We start from the raw sequence: 20,029 nt of genomic DNA on the forward strand, positions 1-20,029 counted from the left end.
TTCCTCCATTTTTTTGTGTGTACCAATAGGGTAGCAGTGTAAAGTAAACTGAATATCAATTGGATGGAACAATACACTTGATTTTCAGTTTACTTTTTGATGGTAAAATTAATTAGCAATAATAAGGTAAATGGAGGCATTGAATATGCTGAAAATATTAGTCGTAGAAGATGATACTAACACCAGAAAGTTAATGTGTGCCGTTTTAAAACAGAACGGTTTTGAAACATACTGGGCGGAGGACGGCATCATCGCACTTAATTTAATGGAACAGCAGCACTTTGATTTAGTAGTACTTGATTTAATGATGCCGAATATGGACGGCTATGAATTAACGCGGCAACTCCGGCTTTCATGGGAGAATCTGCCCATCTTGATGGTTACAGCTAAGCAGGAGCCAAAGGACAAAAGGAAGGGTTTTCTTGTTGGTACGGATGATTATATGACAAAACCTGTAGATGAGGAGGAGATGGTACTTCGTATTAAGGCACTTCTTCGCAGAGCAAAGATTGCCAGTGAACATAAGCTAACAGTCGACAAGGTTGTACTTGATTATGATGCGCTCACTGTATCCCGTGAAGATAAGGTTATTGCACTGCCGCAAAAAGAGTTTTACCTATTATTTAAGCTGCTTTCTTATCCGAATATGATTTTTACCCGTCTTCAACTTATGGATGAGATTTGGGGAATGGAATCCGAAACCGATGACCACACACTTAATGTTCATATAAACCGCTTGCGGGACAGATTTCGAGATTGGTCAGAGTTTGATATTGTTACAGTTCGGGGTCTTGGCTATAAGGCGGTGAAAAAAACATGAGAGAATTTATTAAGAAGCGATTGAGTCTTGCTATAACATTGGTGATGTTTGTGTTCGGTGTTATGGTGTCAACATTTGTGCTGATTGGAGGAAGTGTCGTCTTATTACAGCATATTGGCGTTATTTCTCTTTCTGGTCATTTTGCACAGAATTCGAGAGGAACCAATGGAAATCCTCTATTCCCGTTATTTATAACCTTTGGTCTCTGCATTTTGCTTGGAACTGCACTTACGGCCTTTCTCAGCAAAAAAGCGCTGAATCCCATCCGCAAGGTAATTGATGCCACACATAAAGTGGCCGGAGGAGACTTTAGCGTTAAGGTAGATCTAAAAGGCATTGGAGAATTGGAAGAATTGTCTCAGAGCTTTAATAAAATGACACAAGAACTTTCGAGCATTGAAACACTGAGAAGCGATTTTGTCAACAACTTTTCCCATGAATTTAAAACACCTATCGTATCTTTACGTGGCTTTGCAAAACTGCTCAAAGAAAATAATCTTTCGGACGAAGAACGACGGGAGTATCTTGACATTATCATAACGGAATCAGAGCGTTTAGCTGCACTTTCCACCAATGTTCTTACTTTGTCAAAATACGAGAACCTTGAAATTGTTGCGGATAAAGCCCCGTTCAGGCTGGATGAACAAATTAGAAAGTCTATCGTTTTAATGGAGCCCAAATGGTCTGCAAAAGAGATTACCGTAAATGTGGACTTAGATAAGGTGATTTATAGCGGAAATGAAGATTTGACACAGCAGATATGGCTTAATCTTTTAGATAACGCCATTAAATTTTCCTATCAAGGTGGCTTTATAAATATTACCCTTGCTTATGAAAATGACAAGATTCGGTTTGTTATACAAGATGACGGACCTGGCATGGACGATCAGACTAAAGCTCATATTTTTGATAAATTTTATCAGGGCGATACTTCTCATTCCAAAACAGGATACGGACTTGGACTTCCACTTGTAAAACGCATAGTGGAACTTTGCGGCGGTGACGTTGGTGTTCAAAGTGAATCGGGTAAAGGCAGCATATTTACCGTTTTATTGCCTTTATAAAAGTTTGTTTTCATGAATAACAAACAGTGGGGTAAATCATTTACCCTACTGCAGACAACTGTTTAAATACAATCCGAAAAGGGGGGCTGTACCTACACAAATCACTTTTTTGAGCGAAAGTTTTTCTTTCATTAAATAGGTGATAACACAATGACCAAGACTGGTCCAAAATAATAGCTATAATAGCCTCTCGGCATTCGCCGAGGCAGGCGGGGCAAGGATTTCCTTGCGCCACCTAATCTGCAATCCTCCCACTTTCGTAGGGGGATTTTTTTATGCATCCCTATTTCGATCTGGAAAAAATATGCTTAAAATGTGGCTGATTTCTCAAGAAAACACTTGACAAACCCCGAAATTCTCCAAAATCGCGTGAAGGGGATGCCCTCACATAGCGCCTGAAAAGGATGCACAATCGCAACAATTGGACTTTAGCCCGCTCTCAAAATAGGCATAGTAAGATGAAATTTTTTTGTAACAAAGGTATTGACATCATATAACTACAACTGTAGTATATAAGAAGTAGACTACAGTTGTAGTTTGTATGATAATCATATGGGAGGAGCTATACAAAATGAACGGATTTTTGCATGTAACAATATGTTGACATTACCAAACTACAAATGTAGGATGGATTTATAACTACATACGTAGTCTTATAAATTGACCTTGGAGGTTACATGTATGAACCAAATACCAGCGGTTACGGATGCAGAGCTGGAAATTATGCGCGTGTTATGGGTAAATCGGGATTGCCCTTCCAGCGAAGTCGTAAAGCAGATGGCAGAGAAAATGGGCTGGAGCCCAAACACAACGCGGACACTCCTGAATCGATTGGTGCAGAAGGAAGCAGCGGGGGCAAAGCTGGAAAAGGGTTCGAAGCGTACCCAGCTATTTTACCCCATCATCAGCGAGCAGGAATATCTACGGTCTGAAACCACATCTTTTGTGAAAAAGTTGTATGGAGGTGCATTAAAGCCAATGTTAGCCAATTTTTTAGAGGATAAAAAGCTGAATGCGCAGGAAATCGAGGATCTGAAGGCTTTATTTGACGAAAACTGCATAGACGGCGGGCCGGAAAAGAGAGATAGCTGATGGGTCCAACATTACATGCAAGCTTGTTATCGTTTTTTGGCTGGGTGATCCGCGGATCATTTATGGCCGGCACCCTGGTCCTACTTGTCCTGATCCTGCAGTTTCTATTAAAAAACAAGCTAGAAGCTAGATGGAAATATTTGATTTGGCTGCCTGTGGCGATTCGTCTGCTGCTTCCTTGGGCGCCGGAATCTTCGCTTAGCCTGTACAATGTTTTGTCTCTGGAGGCCATAGCGCCCGGAATTCATCAGAAGACCCAAGATCCTTCGGTTTTGAGGGAAGCGGGGAGAGCAAGTGAGGCGGCGGTTCATGGTGAACGCTATTTAAAACCGGAAACAAGCGAAATTTCGGGAATACCTGCTCTATCCCATGAATCGGGAACCGTGCAGGAGCGCGGCTTCTGGTGGAATAAGATCAAGCAACTGGGATTTACCAATGGGCTGATGCTGGTATGGTTTGCGGGGGTATTGTTTCTTGCTGCGAAAACGGTATACGACCAGCTTCGATTAAAGCGGGCCCTGCGTGCAGGTCGATCCATCGAAACGCCATTTTTATCGGCAGCGTTTCAAGAGACGAAGCAGCTATTGGGCATAAATCGTAAAGTTCGGTTTGTAGCATCGGAACGGATTCCTGGACCTGCCGTAGTCGGTTTTCGTGAACCTGCGGTCGTCATTTCGCCAAGACTGCTCGTCACGTTGCGGAAGAAGCAGCTTCAATATATTCTGGCGCATGAGTTCGCACATATTCAGCGGCGGGATGTGGCAGTGAATTGGGTGATACACATCATCCTTATTCTCCACTGGTTTAATCCATTGATATGGCTTGCCGCATATAAAGCAAGACAGGCCCAGGAGATGGCCTGCGATGCATGCGTGTTGGACCGGATGGGCCCGCAGCAAAATAGTGCATACGGACAAACCATTATTCATGTGCTGGAGCATTTTTCAGGCGGCAATCATCAACCGGGGCTTGCCGGCTTGTCCGCGACACATAAAGAAATGAAAAGGAGACTTATAATGATTAAACAATTCAACAAAAAATCCTATCGTCTGTCCATTTTGGGGTTGGGAATGATTCTCGCGCTTGGCAGCGTGACGTTGGTGAACGCTAAGGAAAGCAACGCCGCGAGCATACCGCAAAAGGCTTCCGTGCAAGCAGAGCAGGATTCAAAAGCTGCTGAGGCTACGCAAGATCAGCAGCAACCAGAGAAGAAGAAGATTCAGCTCGACCAAACGGTAGCCGCAAAGCTGCAAAAAGTGTTAAAGCAAGTAGCAGGGAAAGAGGTCAAGTTACAGGATGTTGGCGAGTTCAGTTATGATGCCGTCGAAACGGAGTTTGTGGAAGTTGAATCGGTAGACGGAAAATTTGGAATCTTATTTGATACTAAAGACGTTAAGTATATAACTGTTAGCGAGAAGCTCCCACTCCATAAAATCAGTAAAAAGGATCAGGATAAGGCCCTTCAAGAGCTGAAAAAGCTGTATCCAAACATAACCTACGCATTTGACAAAGAAGTGATCATGTATCGATACTATGATGACAAGAATGCTAAATTAAGAGATCTTGTAACGTATGCCTTGACTGGAAAGAACTTTACCGTTCAACTAAGTAGCGACTTTTCGCAAAACAAAACTGATTTACGTGTAAGCCAGATAGTCATGGAATTTGACGACGCGAACGAAATTGAATCGCAAGTGCCAAAAACGGTCTTGAATCAAGACGCTAATTTCAAAGGGGCTACACTTAGAGAAGTGAAGTGGGATAATCAATCTAATAATTACCGCTTCGTCAATCACCACACGACCAAAAAGGGCACCTTGGTTGAAGAAACGGTAATAAGACCTACATTGGATGCCAAATAAAACGTGCTGTCCTTGACGTCTGGCTTAAAGCGGCAAACGGGGGGTGGAATTAGACGTTATAGATAACCAAAATGCGGAACGAAAATGTTCAGCGCTCACGTACTTTGTCGGTGCGAAAAATCACCGTCATTGTCGTGAGCGCTTGTGTGTCAGGCACGCCAACAGCCCGAGAAGTCTAATGCCAATCGAGGGGGGGAGCGAAAAACGGCGGTTATCCCACCGTTCCCCGTTATCGGTCCATGTCCGCCATGACGCAGTCAATTTGCGCTTCTTCAAGCGGTTGGCAGCAACCGAACGGACCAGCGGCAATAATCCTCCGGCGGCTCACTACACGCGATGGCAATGAGTGTGAGCATCGAACCGCATATATTGCGAAAATCATAAAAAGGTACAACTTGACACATTGACAATTTCGAGGATATTATAGATACATCAAGTCTTTGAATGGGGTGTTACCGTGAGATTTACAAAAGCAACAAATTATGCTTTGCACACCATGCTCGCGCTCCTTGACGCTTCTCCAGTTAAGCCGATAGGTGTTCAGCAGTTAGCAGAATTGCAAGGTGTTTCACCAACCTATTTATCCAAAATTTTAACAAGGCTCGTGAAAGCAGGGATGATCGAGTCTGTTTCTGGAGTCAACGGAGGATATCGCTTATCTCGCAAAAAAGACAACATTACATTTTTGGATATTATCCACGCTATTGAGGGAACCGCATCCTTATTTGAATGTGATTTTGTCCACGGCGACGAATGCACGATTCAAGCTGTAATGAAGGAAGCGGAAGAGAAAATGGAAAGCCATCTTAAAAACACGAAGTTGACGGATCTGGTCCAAAAGCAAACGCAGATTTAAGGTTGAGCCATTTTATATTGAAAGGAGGAGAGCAGTTTGATAATATAAAAATATTTTTTATCTAATCATAGATATAATGAGTCTTTAAAGTCTATATAAGGGAGCTGAGCATCATGATTTACGAATGCGCCATTATTGGTGGAGGACCGGCCGGGTTGAATGCAGCCCTCATCCTTGGAAGAGCAAGGAGAAGCGTGGCTATCATTGACAACAATCGACCCAGAAATGCTGTTACACATGCGTCTCATGGCTTTATTACGAGAGACGGCGTAACACCGTCCGAGTTCCGCAGAATTGCTCTTGAGGAGGTTAAAAGTTATCCGTTAGTCGATCATCTTCAAAACGAAGTTGTTTCCGTTGACACTACCCAATTCGGATTTGAGTTAGTTGATTCTGCTGGCCTTCACCTTAAGGCGCGAAAACTGATCTTGGCAACAGGCGTAAAGGAGATATATCCAGATATTGAAGGCTTTTATCCGCTTTACGGGAAAAGCTTGTTCAATTGTCCCTATTGCGACGGCTGGGAGCTCAAAGATCAACCGCTTGTTGTTGTCTCCGACTATTCAAACCTATTTCATACGGCTAAACTGCTTCTCAATTGGAGCAAGGATTTGGTTGTCTGTACGAACGGCAAGACGTCCCTGTCAGATGAGCACAAAAAGCAGCTTCAATCAAAGGATATTGTGGTAATGGAGCAACCTATTGTAGCCTTCATTGGCCAAAATGGGAAGCTTGAACATGTTCGCTTTGCAGACGGAACTCAAATTCCGAGGGCTGGCGGCTTCGTGACTCCTAAATTTGTGCAAAGCATTCCGTTCGCAGAACGATTAGGCTGTGGAATGACGACCTCGGGCGGGATTGAGACGGACGGAAAGGGGAGGTCAGCAATACCTGGTTTGTATATCGCTGGAGATACTTCGTACGTGGCTCCTTCCCAAGTGGTTTATGCTGCAGCGGACGGCAGCCGAACCGCAATGAGCGTAAATATGGATTTGACGGAGGAAGATTTTACAAATCGCGGGAGTTCACCTACGGGTTAATTACGGATATAAAAAGTCTTTAATATCTTCATGGAGTTGGATTGGGGATGTACGTAGCAAAGCTTTACGATTTCAAACGTGTTGTTTAAGGAGGTGATGATATCCAGTCGATTCATTATTGGTAGTGAAAAATTATGAAATGGAGGAAGATACACATGACTATTTGTCACTCTACGGATACAACCTTTGAAAGTGATTTGAAAAATGAAGGTATTACATTAGTTAATTTTTGGGCGCCTTGGTGCGGACCTTGCCGCTCTTTTGCACCTATACTCGAGGGGTTTGATCAGGAGTATAGCAAAGTAGTGAGGGTGCTAAAAGTCAATGTAGACGAACAACCAAATACTGCCGCTCATTATGGAATTATGAGCCTTCCAACTACGATTCTTTTTAAAAATGGTGAGCCGATCGATAAATTTGTTGGAGCTGTTCATATTGATACATTAAAACAATTCATATCAGATAAAAAATAATTAAACAACGTAAAACTCCCAACGAAAGCCGCTGGCCCAATCGGCGGCTTTCGTTAAGTTGAGTAGTAAAATTTTAAGAGGAGATAAAATGAATGAAGAAGTTAGATAAAACAGCACAACCTAATTCTTTCATTATATTGTTATTGTTTTTTGCGGGATTGGTAATTATGTCAAGCTTGTATGTTACAATCCCCTTAATCCCCGTGCTTTCACAGGATTTTTCGGTTTCAGAAGGGGAAACTGTATGGATAAGCAGCATGTTTACGCTTTGTTTTGCTATTGGATGCTTACTGTTTGGACCATTATCTGATCGTTTTGGCCGAAAAAAAATCATGCTTTGGGGATTAGCTGCGTTAACGATTGTTACTATCTTTCTAGGGTTTCAAAGCAGTTTATCCTCAGTTATTATTTTCAGAGGAATACAAGGCTTGACTGCAGCTACTTTCTCTCCCGTAGTGCTTCCCTATGTGATGGAATTGTTCCCGCAAAATAAAAGGTTATTTGCAGTTAGCTGCATGAGTACAAGTTTTCTAATGGCTGGAATTATTGGGCAAGTGTACAGTAGCTTCGTCACTTCTCATCTAGGTTGGCAGTATGTGTTCATCATTTTGGCGGCGATTTATTTTTTATTAACACTACTAATATTATTCTTTATACCAAATCTCCCGCCGAACGGCACTAGTGTTGCGAATGCATTTAATCAAATGAGAAAGACACTTGCGCAAAGGTCACTATGGTTTGCTTATGTAATCGCATTAGTCATGCTACTTTCCTTTGTGGGCATGTACACTACATTGGGGGAATTTTTAAGCAGTTCTCTTTTCAGATTCACGAACCAACAGATTTTATATGTGCGTTTAGTAGGGATTTTAGGGATGCTTGTGTCTCTTTTTTCCAGCGGTCTGATTAAGCGATATAGCGTGCTACCGATACTTAGAAGCTCAATAATCCTATCTGCTATCGGATTGATCCTCTTAGGATTTGGTGCAAATATGGTGTTTATTATTGTCATGAGCGTCGTATTTGTATCCGGCATTGCAATCGCCATCCCTTCATTGGTTTCACTGGTCGGTGAACTAGGCGGAGCCTCAAGAGGTGCGGCGATTTCTATTTATTCGGTTGTAGTGAATTCAGGTGCTACCATTGGGCCAATCCTAGCCATTCAGCTGCTCCGAACGGATAATTACGTCCTCACTTTCTCAATCTTGGCATGCTTCTTACTGTTGGGATTTCTATCTACATTTTTTGTTAAACGTGTATCACCAGTGGTTGATGAACTTAGTAAAGCTAAAAAGAAGTCTATAACACCATTTTGAATACACTTTGAAGAATCCGTTATAAATGCTATCGTGAGAGTTATATTACTTCAGAATATTTGTTAATGGTGTGTGATACTATGCTAAGCGAGCACAATAATCTTGAAGAATATCGAGACCCCGTAAATTATGATCTAGAATTTGGTGGTGAGATTAAAAAAATAATTTTTATCTTGAACTTGCTAAATCGAACCCAGGAGAAGTTCTAGAGCTTGCATGTGGTACAGGATTAACAACAATACCTTTATCACAGTCTGGTATAAATATTACTGGTGTTGATATTTCTTCAACAATGCTTGAATATGCACGGATTAAAGCAAAAGGTTTGACTGCAATTTTTCACACGTAACCCTATGGGAACTGACTTATCAAGCCAAGAAGAAACAACTTGGGGATAATTTATAGATAAGGATGGATTTCACGTGAAGGTATCTGGAACGCAATCTTATGATGAAAGAAATCATATCATGCACTGGGTTACTTTCCGTGATTGGGGATATAAGAAATCTACTTCCCGAATTGCATGTCGTTTTACTGATAATGATACTCTTAAGTCTATGTTAACAAGCCACGGATTTTGTATTGAAAGCCAATATTTAGACTGGGATAAAACTCCGTTTTCTACTTTATCCTCATCCATTATTACCGTTTGTAGGAAGGAGGAACAAAAATGAATATTATCGTCGTCGAATATCACTCATAATTGGAAAAGCAAGATATTAATAGCCATGGTGGCAGTAAAGATACTTTTAAGTATATCGAAGAGTCCGTAAAGCCAATTTTATTGGAAGTGTAACCTCCTGTTACGGACTTGGCACAGCAAAGAATATGTTTTTATGAGCGATTGGGGTTTCGTCTTAATCCTTTGAACATGTGCAACCTCCTCTTCAGAAAGGGCATCCTGAATTACCGCTCAAAATTTTGAGCTATCCTCAAGCTCTCACGATAGAGGAGTTCTCCTTTTTAAAGAAATCTTGTACACAAGAGTGTACAAGGTTACGGCGTTCGTTTGGATTCGATAGAGAAAAAACTGCCGATAAGGACAAAAACGATTTTTAATATTGCTTCAGTCTCTAAACAATTCACAGCATTTGCAATTTTACTGCTAGAGAAAGAAGGTAAATTGAGTCTAGATGATTCAATTTTGAAGTATGTACCTTCTCTTGGAACACATGCGCAACCTGTGACAATAAGACATCTTGTTCAAGCGGATTAGTTGATTATATGTATTTAGCTGGAGCAATGGGTGTTAACGAGACTGAAAAATTAACCGCGAAAGAATCGCTAGAACACCTTGAAAACTATAAAAAATGAAAAATTCTCAGTGGGAACAAAATTTGACTACAGCAATTGTGGATCGCTATCCTACCAATCTTCCAACTGCTCGCGTTTAGCAAATGGACAAACTAGCATCATGCGGAGGTCATAAAATTATGAGGTTTTTTGAAATGTTGTTGATTGTTTTCAATATTTTTCTATTTGGTTGGTTCATATTCGCTAAGAACAAATCGCAGCGTCAGTTACTTATTGGTTTTGGTATTTCCGCCATCATTACATTGCTGCATGGGGTTATTGAAGGCATGCGTTGGCAAATGATTCCTGCCTATACGATGACAGTAGTCCCACTAGTAATTCTAGCCAGCAGATTGAAATCCAAGCCTGAGGAGAGAGTAGCTATAAAGGCATCCTCTGTAAAGCGGATTACGCTAACAGCGCTAGCTGTGATTTATTCATCCGTAGCAGTGGCTCTGCCACTTATACTTCCAGTGTTCACCTTTGAGAAGCCGACAGGCTCGTACAAAATTGGTACAGTAACCTATGATTGGCGGGATAATCAGCGGGAAGAAACTCTGACACCGGAATCTGGCGACAAGCGAGAGTTAATGGTACAAATCTGGTATCCTGCTGATGCTACAGCTGAAGGTGAAGGGGTTAAGTACCATTCTAATGCGGATGTATTTGCCAAGGCATACGGTAGCATGATGAATCTACCTAAACTTTTATTTACAACTTTTGGATATGTTAAAACACATGCCATTGAAAATGCGAGGATATCCAATCAGGAATCTACTTATCCTGTACTTATTTTCTCACATGGCTTCAGTGGACACAAAAATCAGAACACTTTCCAGATCGAACAGTTAGTTAGTCATGGATATATTGTCGTAGGTATAGATCACACCTATAACAGTATGGTTTCTGTTTTTCCAGATGGGCGAGTAGCTAATCTTATATCGGATGACTCGGATTCAGTTGCTCAATTAAACCAAACTAATGAAATATGGGTGGAAGATGCTAAATTTGTACTGGATCAAGTAGAAAAGTTGGCCAAAGCTGATCCAGATCATCGTTTTACAGGCCGCATGGATATGCAAAATATAGGTATGTTTGGTCATTCATTCGGTGGGGCAGCAACGACTCAAATGGTAATGGAGGATTCTAGAATTAAAGCAGCTATCAATATGGATGGTGTTCCGTATGGTAAACGTTCAATTTCCGTAGGCGGATTGAAGAAACCATTCATGATGATGACTGCTGATGAGAGCACGGATAATTCGGATTTCGGCGGATTTATAGAGACGATCATGACAAAGAATAACGATGCTGCACATAATAAAAATTATTGGATGAAATTTAAAAATATGACGCATTACGGTTTTTCTGATTCGCATCTGCTTTCACCGTTATATGAAAAGTTGGAAGGAGTCGATATAAGAGAGGCTCATCGCCTTATTAACGATTACTCACTGGACTTCTTCAATCACTATATAAAACAACAGCCATTTAAGTTATTAGAGCAAACCATCGGTGATCACCCGAAATTTACTTTACAAACAAATTAATGTAAGAATGCACCGTTGGAGATGTTCGGGACGTCCGGTTGCAGTCTTCTTAATATATTCGGCGAAGCGGTAAAAAAAATTATTTATCAGTCAATTGCTCTGAATTGGCATATAACATGGCGGTGTCATCAACAATGGCCTGTAATAATCGGGCTCTGTAAATCAAATGAATCCAATTTTGAACGGAAAGCATTTTGCTATTTTTCATGCTGTTAAGGAAAGGGATTATTATCGATATGATGTAGAAGTATGTCAACCAATAGTATTCTTATAGTATACTTTTTGTTGTATACACCTCCTATCAAACACGCGCAATTTGTTTAGACGGCAAGCCTGTCGGATTTTTCATGTGGGTGCCTGAAACAAAACGGAGAATATCCATTTGGCGATTTATGGTTGATCAGAACTATCAATATAAGGGCATCGGGCGCAAAGCTCTGCTGCTAGCCCTTGATGAAATTAAGCAGACAGGTGGATTAGAAGAGATCGAGATCTGTTACAACCCAAATAATCCTGTAGCGAAAGACTCTTACGCCAGCTTGGTTTCGTTGAAGTCGGTATGGATAAAGAAAATATTTACCTAGAATTCGATGAAATGAAGCTATAAAGAATTTTAATTATAGGGGGAGTAAGAAATATGCCTTTATTTTCACAAACGATAAGTGGCTTTTGGCATGCGCAATTTTTTAGCGGAGACGTCCTTTATAGCGATGAAGTCTTTACTGTCGCTATCAACCCTGACCTGAGCGAAGACAGTCGGGTCATGGTTCTGGAAACCTCCGACGGCCGGGTTATGGCAGTCCTGACGCCTGCGCTGGCTGATAAGATAGACCTTTATCAAGGACAAGACTTGTCTGAGCCGACCTTTCGCCGGAAATTGAATGAAGCGGGAGTCACTCTGCATGGCGCAGATTATCTTTTTTATTTTTCAGAAGCTGATAAGAACGAATTGCTGCAAGAAAACCTGGAAGGTGACTTACGCCGATTAACAGAGCAAGATGATGCGGTTTTCTCTGAGTTCCAATCCTCCGCCTCGGAACAAGATTTGGATGACGCATATGTGGAATTGGATCACTGGGCGGTGTTCGGCTCTTTTGAGCAAAACCGCTTGGTCTGCGCCGCCAGCATGTATCCCTGGGAGGATGCGCAAATTGCGGATCTCGGCGTACTGACTCTGACGCCCTTTAGAGGAAAAGGTCACGCCCGCAAAGTGGTGCGTTCAATCAGCAAGTACGCATGTGATCAGGGATACGAACCCCAGTACCGATGCCAGCTCGATAACCTGGCGTCTGTGTCGCTGGCAAAAGCGGCGGGTCTAACGCTGTTTGGAAAATGGGATGTGATTTCTCCCGACTCCACTGACTGAGAGTCCGATTCAAAATTAAATTATCATACTTTGCTGGCCGAACCGGCGCCGCTGCAGCCAGGGTGAAATGTATACATTTTTGAGCCTGGTCAGCTCGCCGCGATCGGTAATATGTATACAAGGGGGAGAACATGTCTCGAACACCTACACAAGTTCTAATTGAGTTAAAAGAGGAACTAGAGTAATTAACACGAGAGTTGTACAGTAGCAGGTAGTAGCTTACCGGACGTTATAAGTCAACTCATTGAAGAAAGAAATCGAAATGCTGCAAGTCGGAAGGAAGAACAAAAAAATAAAGAAGCAGAGAAACAAAGGCTACGGAAAGAAAATGTTCATTTAGGGGAAGAAAGAAAAAACTCTTGTTCGTATATCGGGTGGATTTCGGTGACTAAGCCGATAGTCGGTACATATAAAATTAAGAGATGTGTGGCACCTTCGATAGAAAAGCGAAAGTGGCAAATCAGGGCCTTTTATATGTTTAACAGTGTCTGGTAGCAGCCACGGGTACATCCGCACATAATCTGGAATTTTGTAATGCCCTTCTCGAGCCTGTTCAATTAACGGGCAATTTACTTTAATGGAAATATCCATAGTATGGATTATGTGATAAGCTAAATGGTGATATTTATGATGATTAGGAAGGGATAGTTTTCCCGAATGTAATATAGTCTGTCGTGAATATAGATATGGTGGTAGGGATCTGCGAAGGGTGTCGCAGATATTACGTTAGCTGAAACCATACAAATAAATTATTTCGGAGGAAGTAATGAGATATTTCACCAAAGAGATATATGAAGAAATGCAAGTTCGAGGGAGTCTTTGCTTTCATGAGTCAAAGGAAGAGTTAGAAGGATGGATAGAATTGTATGAGAATGAAGGAAGAGATTATTATAAAGAATCATTAAAAAACTTCGAATACATGAAACCATTCTATCTTAAGTATCTACCAGAGAATTTATTGGAATATGTAGAAGATAAGAATTTAATGATATGTAATATACCAGAAATAACTATACAAAATAAAGTGAATACATGGAAAGCTGAATGGGATTTGAAATGGAAATCAATTGGGGAGGAATATAACCAATATTACAGTTCAATTTCAAGTAACCTCACAGAAGACATAAAAAAGTTACATAATAGATATCTTATATATGATGCGACGATTTTACAGTTTAGTAATGAAGAAAATAATGTTGTACTTCTAATTAAGACTGTGGAAGAAAAACAAATAAGATTAATTTTTACTGGAGTACGAAAATTTCAATACTCATTTAAACTTACTAATAATAGCTGTCTGTGGATGGAAGTACGATTAATTGAACAAGATTTATTTGAAGTGCAAATATTAATGAATAGGTGGCTGGAACTAGCAGAACTAGAAATCACATTTAGTGATCTGAAAATAATAGAATCGAGAGGCTAATTGTAGCAATAACGAAGAAGTGTATGGCATCAGCTAACATCATATCTACGCTGCGGGGCTTACGCCCCTGGGTCTGCCCGAGGAAATTCGGAGAAGTAGAATCATGCAGGCAACCTCTACGAACCTAACCGCGTCGCGGCCGGCAACAAGTTGCCTTAAGGTTCTCGGGTTCGTAGATACCCCAACGTTAACTGAAATAACCGAAAGGCAAAAATTATACAGTGAGTTAATCATTTAATCGTGGAGGAATGAAAGCATGGAAATTAACAAGATTAGTAATAGGAATATTGTATTTACATTCAGTTATGATTTCGATCAAAATATTCATTTGATATTGGGTACAAGATATAACTATATCATTGATACTGGTTTAGGTCATAAATGTATGGAACCAATCCAGGAATATTTGGGAACTGAGAGAAAGCCAATGATTATTATTAATACGCATCATCACTGGGATCATATATGGGGGAACAGTTCATTTCAAAATCCGATAATCATATCACATAGACTCTGCAGAGATTTAATCAATGATAAATGGGATGAAATGCTTGATAGGTATGGAAAGTACTGTGATGGTATAGTAGAAAAATGTCTACCAACTTTAGTGTTTGAGAATGAACTGTATTTTCCAGAAGATAAAGTAAGATTGTTTTATACACCTGGACATACGATAGACTCAATCAGTGTACTAGATGAAGAAGAAAAAGTAATAAATGTTGGAGATAATATTGGAGATTCAATAGAAGAAATCCTACCGAGTATTTATTCGAAAAAAGAGGTATTTAAGGATACAATTTTAAGATATAAAGAACTGGATGCTAAAACATGGATTTCGGGGCATAATGTGGTGTTTGGAAAGGAAGTACTAGACAAGATAATATATGAATTATAGTAGTTTTTTTATGAGATATGAAAGTGGTTCGAAGAAGTCGTTTACATCAGTAAACAATGTGTTTTCGCTACGGCAGACAAGCTGCCTCGGTCCCCGAAGGAAAGGTCGGAGAAGTATATGCCGGGACACATCCGCACCACCTAAGCGCATCGCGGCCGTTTCCTACGTTCACTTAAGCCGCTCGAACGTCAGGAATGCACATACGTTATATGACATGACCAGAACTAATAGTATCGAAAGTTCAAGGAAGTTACTTTGGACACGTGATAAAGATAAATATTCTAAATCCCCAAAATCCTTTTAACAACGGGATGCATTTAGTTTTTATTTATGACTACAGAGATACCAAACCATCATAACCAAAGGCTACAGAATTAGAGAGGAACGGATTGTTATTCGCCCTGGAGATAGTTAATTATAGTGGCTGGAACGATGGATATCATTCGATAATAGGAAATATCCCATTAGATCAGATGAATAATACATATGACTATGGTTTGTGGAGTACGATAAGAAGGAAATATTTAAATATTTTTGGTGATGAATTGGCTCATAAGTCACAATATAGAGCTTTATATGGATTAGGTAGCTATGGTTATATAGGACGGACAATTCATAGAGTTTTGAATGGATTAGAGTTATTTGAGATTTTGTGCAGTAGTCTAGCTACTCCAAAACAACGATCGGGTAGCAATCTGAAGCTATTCAAATAAAAACAAAAAAAAGCTGCTGTGCATATGATGCGAACAGAGCGGCTTTTTGTGCATTGTTCCAAAAATCAAAATGGTCGAATTTCAAGAAGTTTCGGCTGAACTCTACATTGACATTCCGATCAAACTAACGACTTTTAGATGGAATATGTTCCGATTTAATATAAGTCTTTCCTTAACCATGATGGACAAGCCAGGGGAGCGACCGGTGCATCCTAACGGAATTGGGTTTACGGAATCGGACTGAACAAGCTCCTTGCGAAGCTCGATTTAGATGGTAGTGATTTTTGGTGCTGTCACATTTTGGGTCGAGCTGTTCGTTGTATAGAGTGAAAGGGGGGGAGACAGCTTGAATGATACGGAGTTAAGTCAGATCATTGCAGATGTGTTGGACGGGGACACAGAAAAATTCGAGAAAATCATGGAGGTTTATCAAAAACAGATTTTTCTCTACTGTTATCATATGCTGGGCAATTATGCCGAAGCCGAGGATAACGCACAGGAAGTATTTTTGAAGACATTCCGCACCTTGGAGAAATATACCCAACATCAGATGAATTTTGGCGCCTGGGTATACAAGATTGCTTACCATCAATGTATCGACATCATCCGTAAGCGAAAGTTGGTGAAATATTTGCCTTTCTATTACCAGGATGAGAAAGAAAATAATGAAGTCGACTTGCATATTGAAGCCAACTATTTTGATGAATCCGTACATCAAGCCATGGCAAAATTATCGGCGGAAGAGCGTAATTTGTTAATCTTACGTTGTGTCGAGGATAAAAGCTACCAGGAGATCGGGTTGATTCTCGGCAAAAACAGTGCCAGCCTTCGTAAAAAATACGAACGTGCATCTGCAAAATTTCGAAAGCATTATGCTCAAGTGAAGGGAGTGGGAGTGTATGAATATGGACAGGGATCGGGATTTGAAAAGACTGTTTGATGACCCGCGCATTCCCGACGCCGACTTGACAGGAAAAGTAATGAGAATACTAAATGCTAAGCCAAAAGAAAAGGAGAGGTTTTTTGTGAAATATAAAGTTGCTTTAACTGCGATTGTAGGAATGATGTTAATGGCCTCCACAGGTTATGCGGCAGTTCAATATCATTCTTTGTCGAATAAGGATGGCGAGGTCGTGTATGAGACTAAATCGGCGAAAGAGATGGGACCAGAATCGAAAGAGGATAGGAAGCATGGCGAAGAATTTTATGCTCTTAAGGAGAAGGTGCTAAAGAGCGGTGAAGCTGGACTGTTCTATCTGGTTGCCAATAACCCGAATCATCAAACGGATCTTGGAACGAAGATGACTCCATTCCAAAATCTCACTCAATTGCGAGATAAGATTACGGATAAATCCGTTAAGATTCCAGACAGTGTCAATGGAAATTATACATTCAAACAAGCGGAAGTGATGTTTAGAAATGCTCAGGAAGTAAATCCACCTTCTCCGGAAGAACAAAAGGCGCTGGCGGAAAAACTGAGAAAACAGGCGGAAGCATCCAATCAGGGATATGCCATGATGCCGGTTGAAATGACAGATCAGTTTTTCCTTCTCTTTGCTACGTATCAAAATGGCGAAGATGAAATCGCGGTTGATATCACTAATCTGACTGGAAAGAGCGCCCCTGGAATGTATATTGACGAGAAAGTTGAATTTAAGCAGGAGAAGGTTCAAGTGAAGGGAGTAGAAATGCTGCATACAGAATTTGGTCCTTCGCAGAGGCACGAGCTGAAATGGGTATACGAGAGCCCAGACAAAAAGGTAAAATACGCCTATACTTTACGTGGAGACATAAATAAAGTAAGCAAAGAAACTTTGATGAAAATTGCCGAAGGCTATTTGGAATAATAAATATTAAAACAACGGGAATCTTCTCCAAAGCTAATTGGGGTTGATTCCCGTTTTTCCTTTTGGTAGGGGACGGCTACATGCTTTATTACTGGACCGGTTCGGGTGCAAGGCCCGCCATATTAATTCGGATCAAATTGCAAAATCGTTATATAGCTTCGTTTCTTTCTCATTCAACTTCAGCTCAAGTAATTCCTGAATGCCCAGTGCCTTTCTTAAAGACATATGTGAAAATGTAGAGAACATATCTTGAAAGCTATTTTAAAGAAGTGGTCACGTCATATAACAATGTTTTTCAGCTTCGTCGCTACCGCTCCTTGGTCACCAAGGGGATTTTCGGAGAAGTGAATCAGGCGACACATCCAACATGCTAAGTGGCGAAGCCACCCGGACCCCTGGTCCTTAAGCCGCTTGAACGTCAGAAATGCCAAACGTTATACGCAATTACTGCTAATCATTAAAAACCTAAAGAAAAAAGGATGATATAAGTGCTTGGATTACCTAAAGGTCAGGTTTTTCTTGTTCCTTGGACAGAGCAGTGGGAAATTGAATTTAATGAGGAAGAAAAGAATATAAGAATTGAAATTAATGATGACATTTTGGCGATTCATCATATTGGAAGCACCGCTATAAAAGGACTAAGTGCAAAACCAATAATAGATATTGCAATAGAAATAAAATTATTTGAGTCAGGAATTAATTGTGTTGAAGGCTTAGAGAAAATCGGATACTCGTATAAAGGAACTGATGTCTTACCGGATCGACATTATTTCAATAAAGGTGAGCCGAGAACACATCAAATTCATATGTACCAAACTGGAAGTGAATATTTAAACAAGCAACTGATGCTAAGAGATTATTTAAGAACCAATGACATCGCTAGATTGAAGTATCAAGAACTTAAAGAAAGATTGTCAAAGGAAAACTCCGAAGATAAGTTGGCTTATGCTGATGCGAAAACAGATTTTGTTAATAAGATTATATCGGCAGCTGATCGAAGAAGGCAATAACTGCGTATAACAATCTGTTCACGTGGCGGGCTCTTGCCCTTGGTCTGACAAGGATTTCGGGAAGTCTATTCAGCAGACAACCCTGCACTGGCTAAGATAAAAGCTATCTAAGCCAGTGAGGGTTCGTGAACACAATTTAAGAAGTGTATGCCTGCCAATTTTAAAAAGGGTACAGAATGGTGGGACGAATATTTTTACGCTATTCTAGATGAAGAGTGGAAATAGATACAAAATAATTTACATAAAATACAGGTGTAGATTTAATGGTACCAAGCCAATTATTCAAAGAATTTGGCGTGATGATTAAGCTCCCTCGAGATGATTTAGTTTTCTCACTCAGGCTCATGAATTCGCAGGATTTCACCTTTAGCTAAGTGTCAGATAAGAAGGAGACAGAGGAGTCGGTAGTTTTGGAACACCTGAAAGGGCATGCAGGAATAAAGATGAGGGAATATCATCCAATTTGTTCCATATCCTGCACGTCTCCATGTCGCCCCTAGCGATTTTCACTCCCATGTCTCAACGGGTCCAAGCCCTTTCATTCCTTCGTCACATCTAACTAAGGGGTGGAGGTCGGTTTTTCTAACGGAACGGGTCCGAGCCCTTTTGCTTAATGCTTCCCGATACTCCGTGCTTCTTGTCCATCCTGCGAATGCATCAGCTGGAGAAATAACGCGCTTAAGCTGCTTGCGGAAATACTTTAACTGAACTATATGCTTCGCTGCTCTTGGCTAGGCCAACAAGCATTCGGGCCACTTTACCACATAATTTCATAATGGATTTCATTTTCTTGAGCTTTTTCACGTCTACATTGTAGTGGTGCAGGGCTCTAACATCCGGATTGGTCATGACCATACACATCGTCATAAGATAGAGAAAACGTCGGAGACGAGGGCGGCCGCGTTTGCTAAGCACCATTTTCCCACGCCATTTCCCGGAACTGGCCTCAGCCAGGTTTAGACCCGCATGACGAAGCAAGGCATTTCCGTGTGCGTAATCACTAAGATCACCAGCTTCTCCTAACACACCGGCTAGACTGGTTACATTTATACCTCGAATGGAAAGTAACTTTTGGGCATAGGGAATGCGCTCCAATACGAGATGTACTTCGTGTTCAATCTGCTCAAGCTGGCGCTGAGCAAATCGTATTCTTCGAGCAGTTGACCCAAGTGCAATTTGTAGGCATGTAGCGCCTTTGTAGCACCAACGCTACGTTTAGCCAGTGCAATAAGCTGCTCGGCCCGCCGTAAACCCGCATGACGCTTCACATATTGTTTCCAACCAGCAATGACTTGATCTGTCGTTAATCGGCTAATTTCCTTCGGGAGAGGAAACAGCCTTAAAGTGGCAATGGCACTAGTGCAGGTGAGAATTTTAAAGACATGCCGAAGTTCAGGGAACACAAT

Annotated in this window: 19 protein-coding genes and 4 pseudogenes; 22 read left to right on the plus strand and 1 reads right to left on the minus strand. The window is 40.9% G+C overall.

Translation table 11 applies throughout. The annotated features are described in order from the left end of the window. Nucleotides 1-145: 145 nt before the first annotated feature. From PGLA_RS13800 to PGLA_RS28990, 22 genes and pseudogenes are all read left to right on the plus strand, one after another. Nucleotides 146-820: a response regulator transcription factor gene (locus PGLA_RS13800; RefSeq protein ID WP_068533650.1), complete on the plus strand. Its 675-nt coding sequence runs from the start codon at nt 146-148 to the stop codon at nt 818-820. Next, nucleotides 817-1,884 carry a HAMP domain-containing sensor histidine kinase gene (locus PGLA_RS13805; RefSeq protein ID WP_084411079.1) on the plus strand — a complete coding sequence of 356 codons (1,068 nt, stop codon included), beginning with the start codon at nt 817-819 and terminating at the stop codon, nt 1,882-1,884. Before PGLA_RS13800 ends, PGLA_RS13805 begins: the two co-directional genes overlap by 4 nt. 681 nt (nt 1,885-2,565) lie before the next feature. Beyond that, complete coding sequence (locus PGLA_RS13810) at nt 2,566-2,976, plus strand: BlaI/MecI/CopY family transcriptional regulator (protein WP_068533652.1); 411 nt, start codon at nt 2,566-2,568, stop codon at nt 2,974-2,976. Further along, nucleotides 2,976-4,838 carry a M56 family metallopeptidase gene (locus tag PGLA_RS26825; protein WP_084411081.1) on the plus strand — a complete coding sequence of 621 codons (1,863 nt, stop codon included), beginning with the start codon at nt 2,976-2,978 and terminating at the stop codon, nt 4,836-4,838. The genes PGLA_RS13810 and PGLA_RS26825 overlap by 1 nt, the downstream gene beginning before the upstream one ends. Nucleotides 4,839-5,295: 457 nt before the next feature. Beyond that, a complete protein-coding gene (locus PGLA_RS13820; protein WP_068533654.1) occupies nt 5,296-5,694 on the plus strand; it encodes an Rrf2 family transcriptional regulator in 399 nt (132 codons plus the stop codon). Between the two features lie 113 nt (nt 5,695-5,807). Further along, complete coding sequence (locus PGLA_RS13825; protein ID WP_068533657.1) at nt 5,808-6,734, plus strand: NAD(P)/FAD-dependent oxidoreductase; 927 nt, start codon at nt 5,808-5,810, stop codon at nt 6,732-6,734. A gap of 155 nt (nt 6,735-6,889) precedes the next feature. Further along, complete coding sequence (trxA, locus tag PGLA_RS13830) at nt 6,890-7,207, plus strand: thioredoxin (protein WP_068533659.1); 318 nt, start codon at nt 6,890-6,892, stop codon at nt 7,205-7,207. A gap of 92 nt (nt 7,208-7,299) precedes the next feature. Then, nucleotides 7,300-8,523 carry an MFS transporter gene (locus PGLA_RS13835; protein ID WP_068533661.1) on the plus strand — a complete coding sequence of 408 codons (1,224 nt, stop codon included), beginning with the start codon at nt 7,300-7,302 and terminating at the stop codon, nt 8,521-8,523. A gap of 235 nt (nt 8,524-8,758) precedes the next feature. After that, nucleotides 8,759-8,872, plus strand: a pseudogene (locus PGLA_RS28985) (class I SAM-dependent methyltransferase); the annotation flags it as partial. A gap of 73 nt (nt 8,873-8,945) precedes the next feature. Further along, entirely contained in the window at nt 8,946-9,197 is a 252-nt protein-coding gene (locus PGLA_RS26830) for a hypothetical protein (protein ID WP_245699894.1), read from the plus strand. 329 nt (nt 9,198-9,526) lie between these two features. Beyond that, a pseudogene (locus tag PGLA_RS26835) lies at nt 9,527-9,880 on the plus strand (serine hydrolase domain-containing protein); the annotation flags it as partial. Nucleotides 9,881-9,956: 76 nt separating this feature from the next. Further along, a complete protein-coding gene (locus tag PGLA_RS13850; protein WP_068533665.1) occupies nt 9,957-11,366 on the plus strand; it encodes an alpha/beta hydrolase family protein in 1,410 nt (469 codons plus the stop codon). Between the two features lie 314 nt (nt 11,367-11,680). Then, a complete protein-coding gene (locus PGLA_RS26840) occupies nt 11,681-11,950 on the plus strand; it encodes a GNAT family N-acetyltransferase (RefSeq protein ID WP_281197314.1) in 270 nt (89 codons plus the stop codon). A 53-nt stretch (nt 11,951-12,003) separates the two neighbouring features. Next, complete coding sequence (locus tag PGLA_RS13860) at nt 12,004-12,732, plus strand: GNAT family N-acetyltransferase (protein WP_068533669.1); 729 nt, start codon at nt 12,004-12,006, stop codon at nt 12,730-12,732. A gap of 766 nt (nt 12,733-13,498) precedes the next feature. Further along, nucleotides 13,499-14,158 (plus strand): DUF4085 family protein, encoded by a 660-nt coding sequence (locus PGLA_RS13865; RefSeq protein WP_068533671.1) that lies wholly within the window; start codon nt 13,499-13,501, stop codon nt 14,156-14,158. Between the two features lie 256 nt (nt 14,159-14,414). Beyond that, nucleotides 14,415-15,053 (plus strand): MBL fold metallo-hydrolase, encoded by a 639-nt coding sequence (locus PGLA_RS13870; protein ID WP_068533673.1) that lies wholly within the window; start codon nt 14,415-14,417, stop codon nt 15,051-15,053. A 389-nt stretch (nt 15,054-15,442) separates the two neighbouring features. Beyond that, nucleotides 15,443-15,766 (plus strand): hypothetical protein, encoded by a 324-nt coding sequence (locus PGLA_RS13875; RefSeq protein WP_068533676.1) that lies wholly within the window; start codon nt 15,443-15,445, stop codon nt 15,764-15,766. Between the two features lie 70 nt (nt 15,767-15,836). Further along, the gene (locus tag PGLA_RS28020) at nt 15,837-16,010 is read left to right on the plus strand and encodes a hypothetical protein (protein ID WP_161487905.1); all 174 of its coding nucleotides are present in this window, start codon (nt 15,837-15,839) and stop codon (nt 16,008-16,010) included. 102 nt (nt 16,011-16,112) lie between these two features. Then, nucleotides 16,113-16,706 (plus strand): RNA polymerase sigma factor, encoded by a 594-nt coding sequence (locus PGLA_RS13880; RefSeq protein WP_068533678.1) that lies wholly within the window; start codon nt 16,113-16,115, stop codon nt 16,704-16,706. Next, nucleotides 16,666-17,613 (plus strand): hypothetical protein, encoded by a 948-nt coding sequence (locus PGLA_RS13885; RefSeq protein WP_068533680.1) that lies wholly within the window; start codon nt 16,666-16,668, stop codon nt 17,611-17,613. Before PGLA_RS13880 ends, PGLA_RS13885 begins: the two co-directional genes overlap by 41 nt. Nucleotides 17,614-18,101: 488 nt before the next feature. Further along, nucleotides 18,102-18,623 (plus strand): GrpB family protein, encoded by a 522-nt coding sequence (locus PGLA_RS13890; RefSeq protein WP_068533682.1) that lies wholly within the window; start codon nt 18,102-18,104, stop codon nt 18,621-18,623. 135 nt (nt 18,624-18,758) lie between these two features. Then, a pseudogene (locus PGLA_RS28990) lies at nt 18,759-18,848 on the plus strand (hypothetical protein); the annotation flags it as partial. A gap of 453 nt (nt 18,849-19,301) precedes the next feature. On the opposite strand, the pseudogene PGLA_RS13895 reads toward PGLA_RS28990, so the two are convergent. After that, a pseudogene (locus tag PGLA_RS13895) lies at nt 19,302-20,029 on the minus strand (transposase); the annotation flags it as partial.

It is taken from the genome of Paenibacillus glacialis (assembly GCF_001637205.1).
In the GTDB taxonomy this organism is placed as follows: Bacteria; Bacillota; Bacilli; order Paenibacillales; family Paenibacillaceae; genus Paenibacillus_AQ; species Paenibacillus_AQ glacialis.

Coding starts and splice junctions, on each gene's coding strand:
- PGLA_RS13800 (WP_068533650.1), top strand. CDS start 146: ATGCTGAAAATATTAGTCGTAGAAGATGATACTAACACCAGAAAGTTA.
- PGLA_RS13805 (WP_084411079.1), top strand. CDS start 817: ATGAGAGAATTTATTAAGAAGCGATTGAGTCTTGCTATAACATTGGTG.
- PGLA_RS13810 (WP_068533652.1), top strand. CDS start 2,566: ATGAACCAAATACCAGCGGTTACGGATGCAGAGCTGGAAATTATGCGC.
- PGLA_RS26825 (WP_084411081.1), top strand. CDS start 2,976: ATGGGTCCAACATTACATGCAAGCTTGTTATCGTTTTTTGGCTGGGTG.
- PGLA_RS13825 (WP_068533657.1), top strand. CDS start 5,808: ATGATTTACGAATGCGCCATTATTGGTGGAGGACCGGCCGGGTTGAAT.
- trxA (WP_068533659.1), top strand. CDS start 6,890: ATGACTATTTGTCACTCTACGGATACAACCTTTGAAAGTGATTTGAAA.
- PGLA_RS13835 (WP_068533661.1), top strand. CDS start 7,300: ATGAAGAAGTTAGATAAAACAGCACAACCTAATTCTTTCATTATATTG.
- PGLA_RS13850 (WP_068533665.1), top strand. CDS start 9,957: ATGAGGTTTTTTGAAATGTTGTTGATTGTTTTCAATATTTTTCTATTT.
- PGLA_RS13860 (WP_068533669.1), top strand. CDS start 12,004: ATGCCTTTATTTTCACAAACGATAAGTGGCTTTTGGCATGCGCAATTT.
- PGLA_RS13865 (WP_068533671.1), top strand. CDS start 13,499: ATGAGATATTTCACCAAAGAGATATATGAAGAAATGCAAGTTCGAGGG.
- PGLA_RS13870 (WP_068533673.1), top strand. CDS start 14,415: ATGGAAATTAACAAGATTAGTAATAGGAATATTGTATTTACATTCAGT.
- PGLA_RS28020 (WP_161487905.1), top strand. CDS start 15,837: ATGGTCGAATTTCAAGAAGTTTCGGCTGAACTCTACATTGACATTCCG.
- PGLA_RS13885 (WP_068533680.1), top strand. CDS start 16,666: ATGAATATGGACAGGGATCGGGATTTGAAAAGACTGTTTGATGACCCG.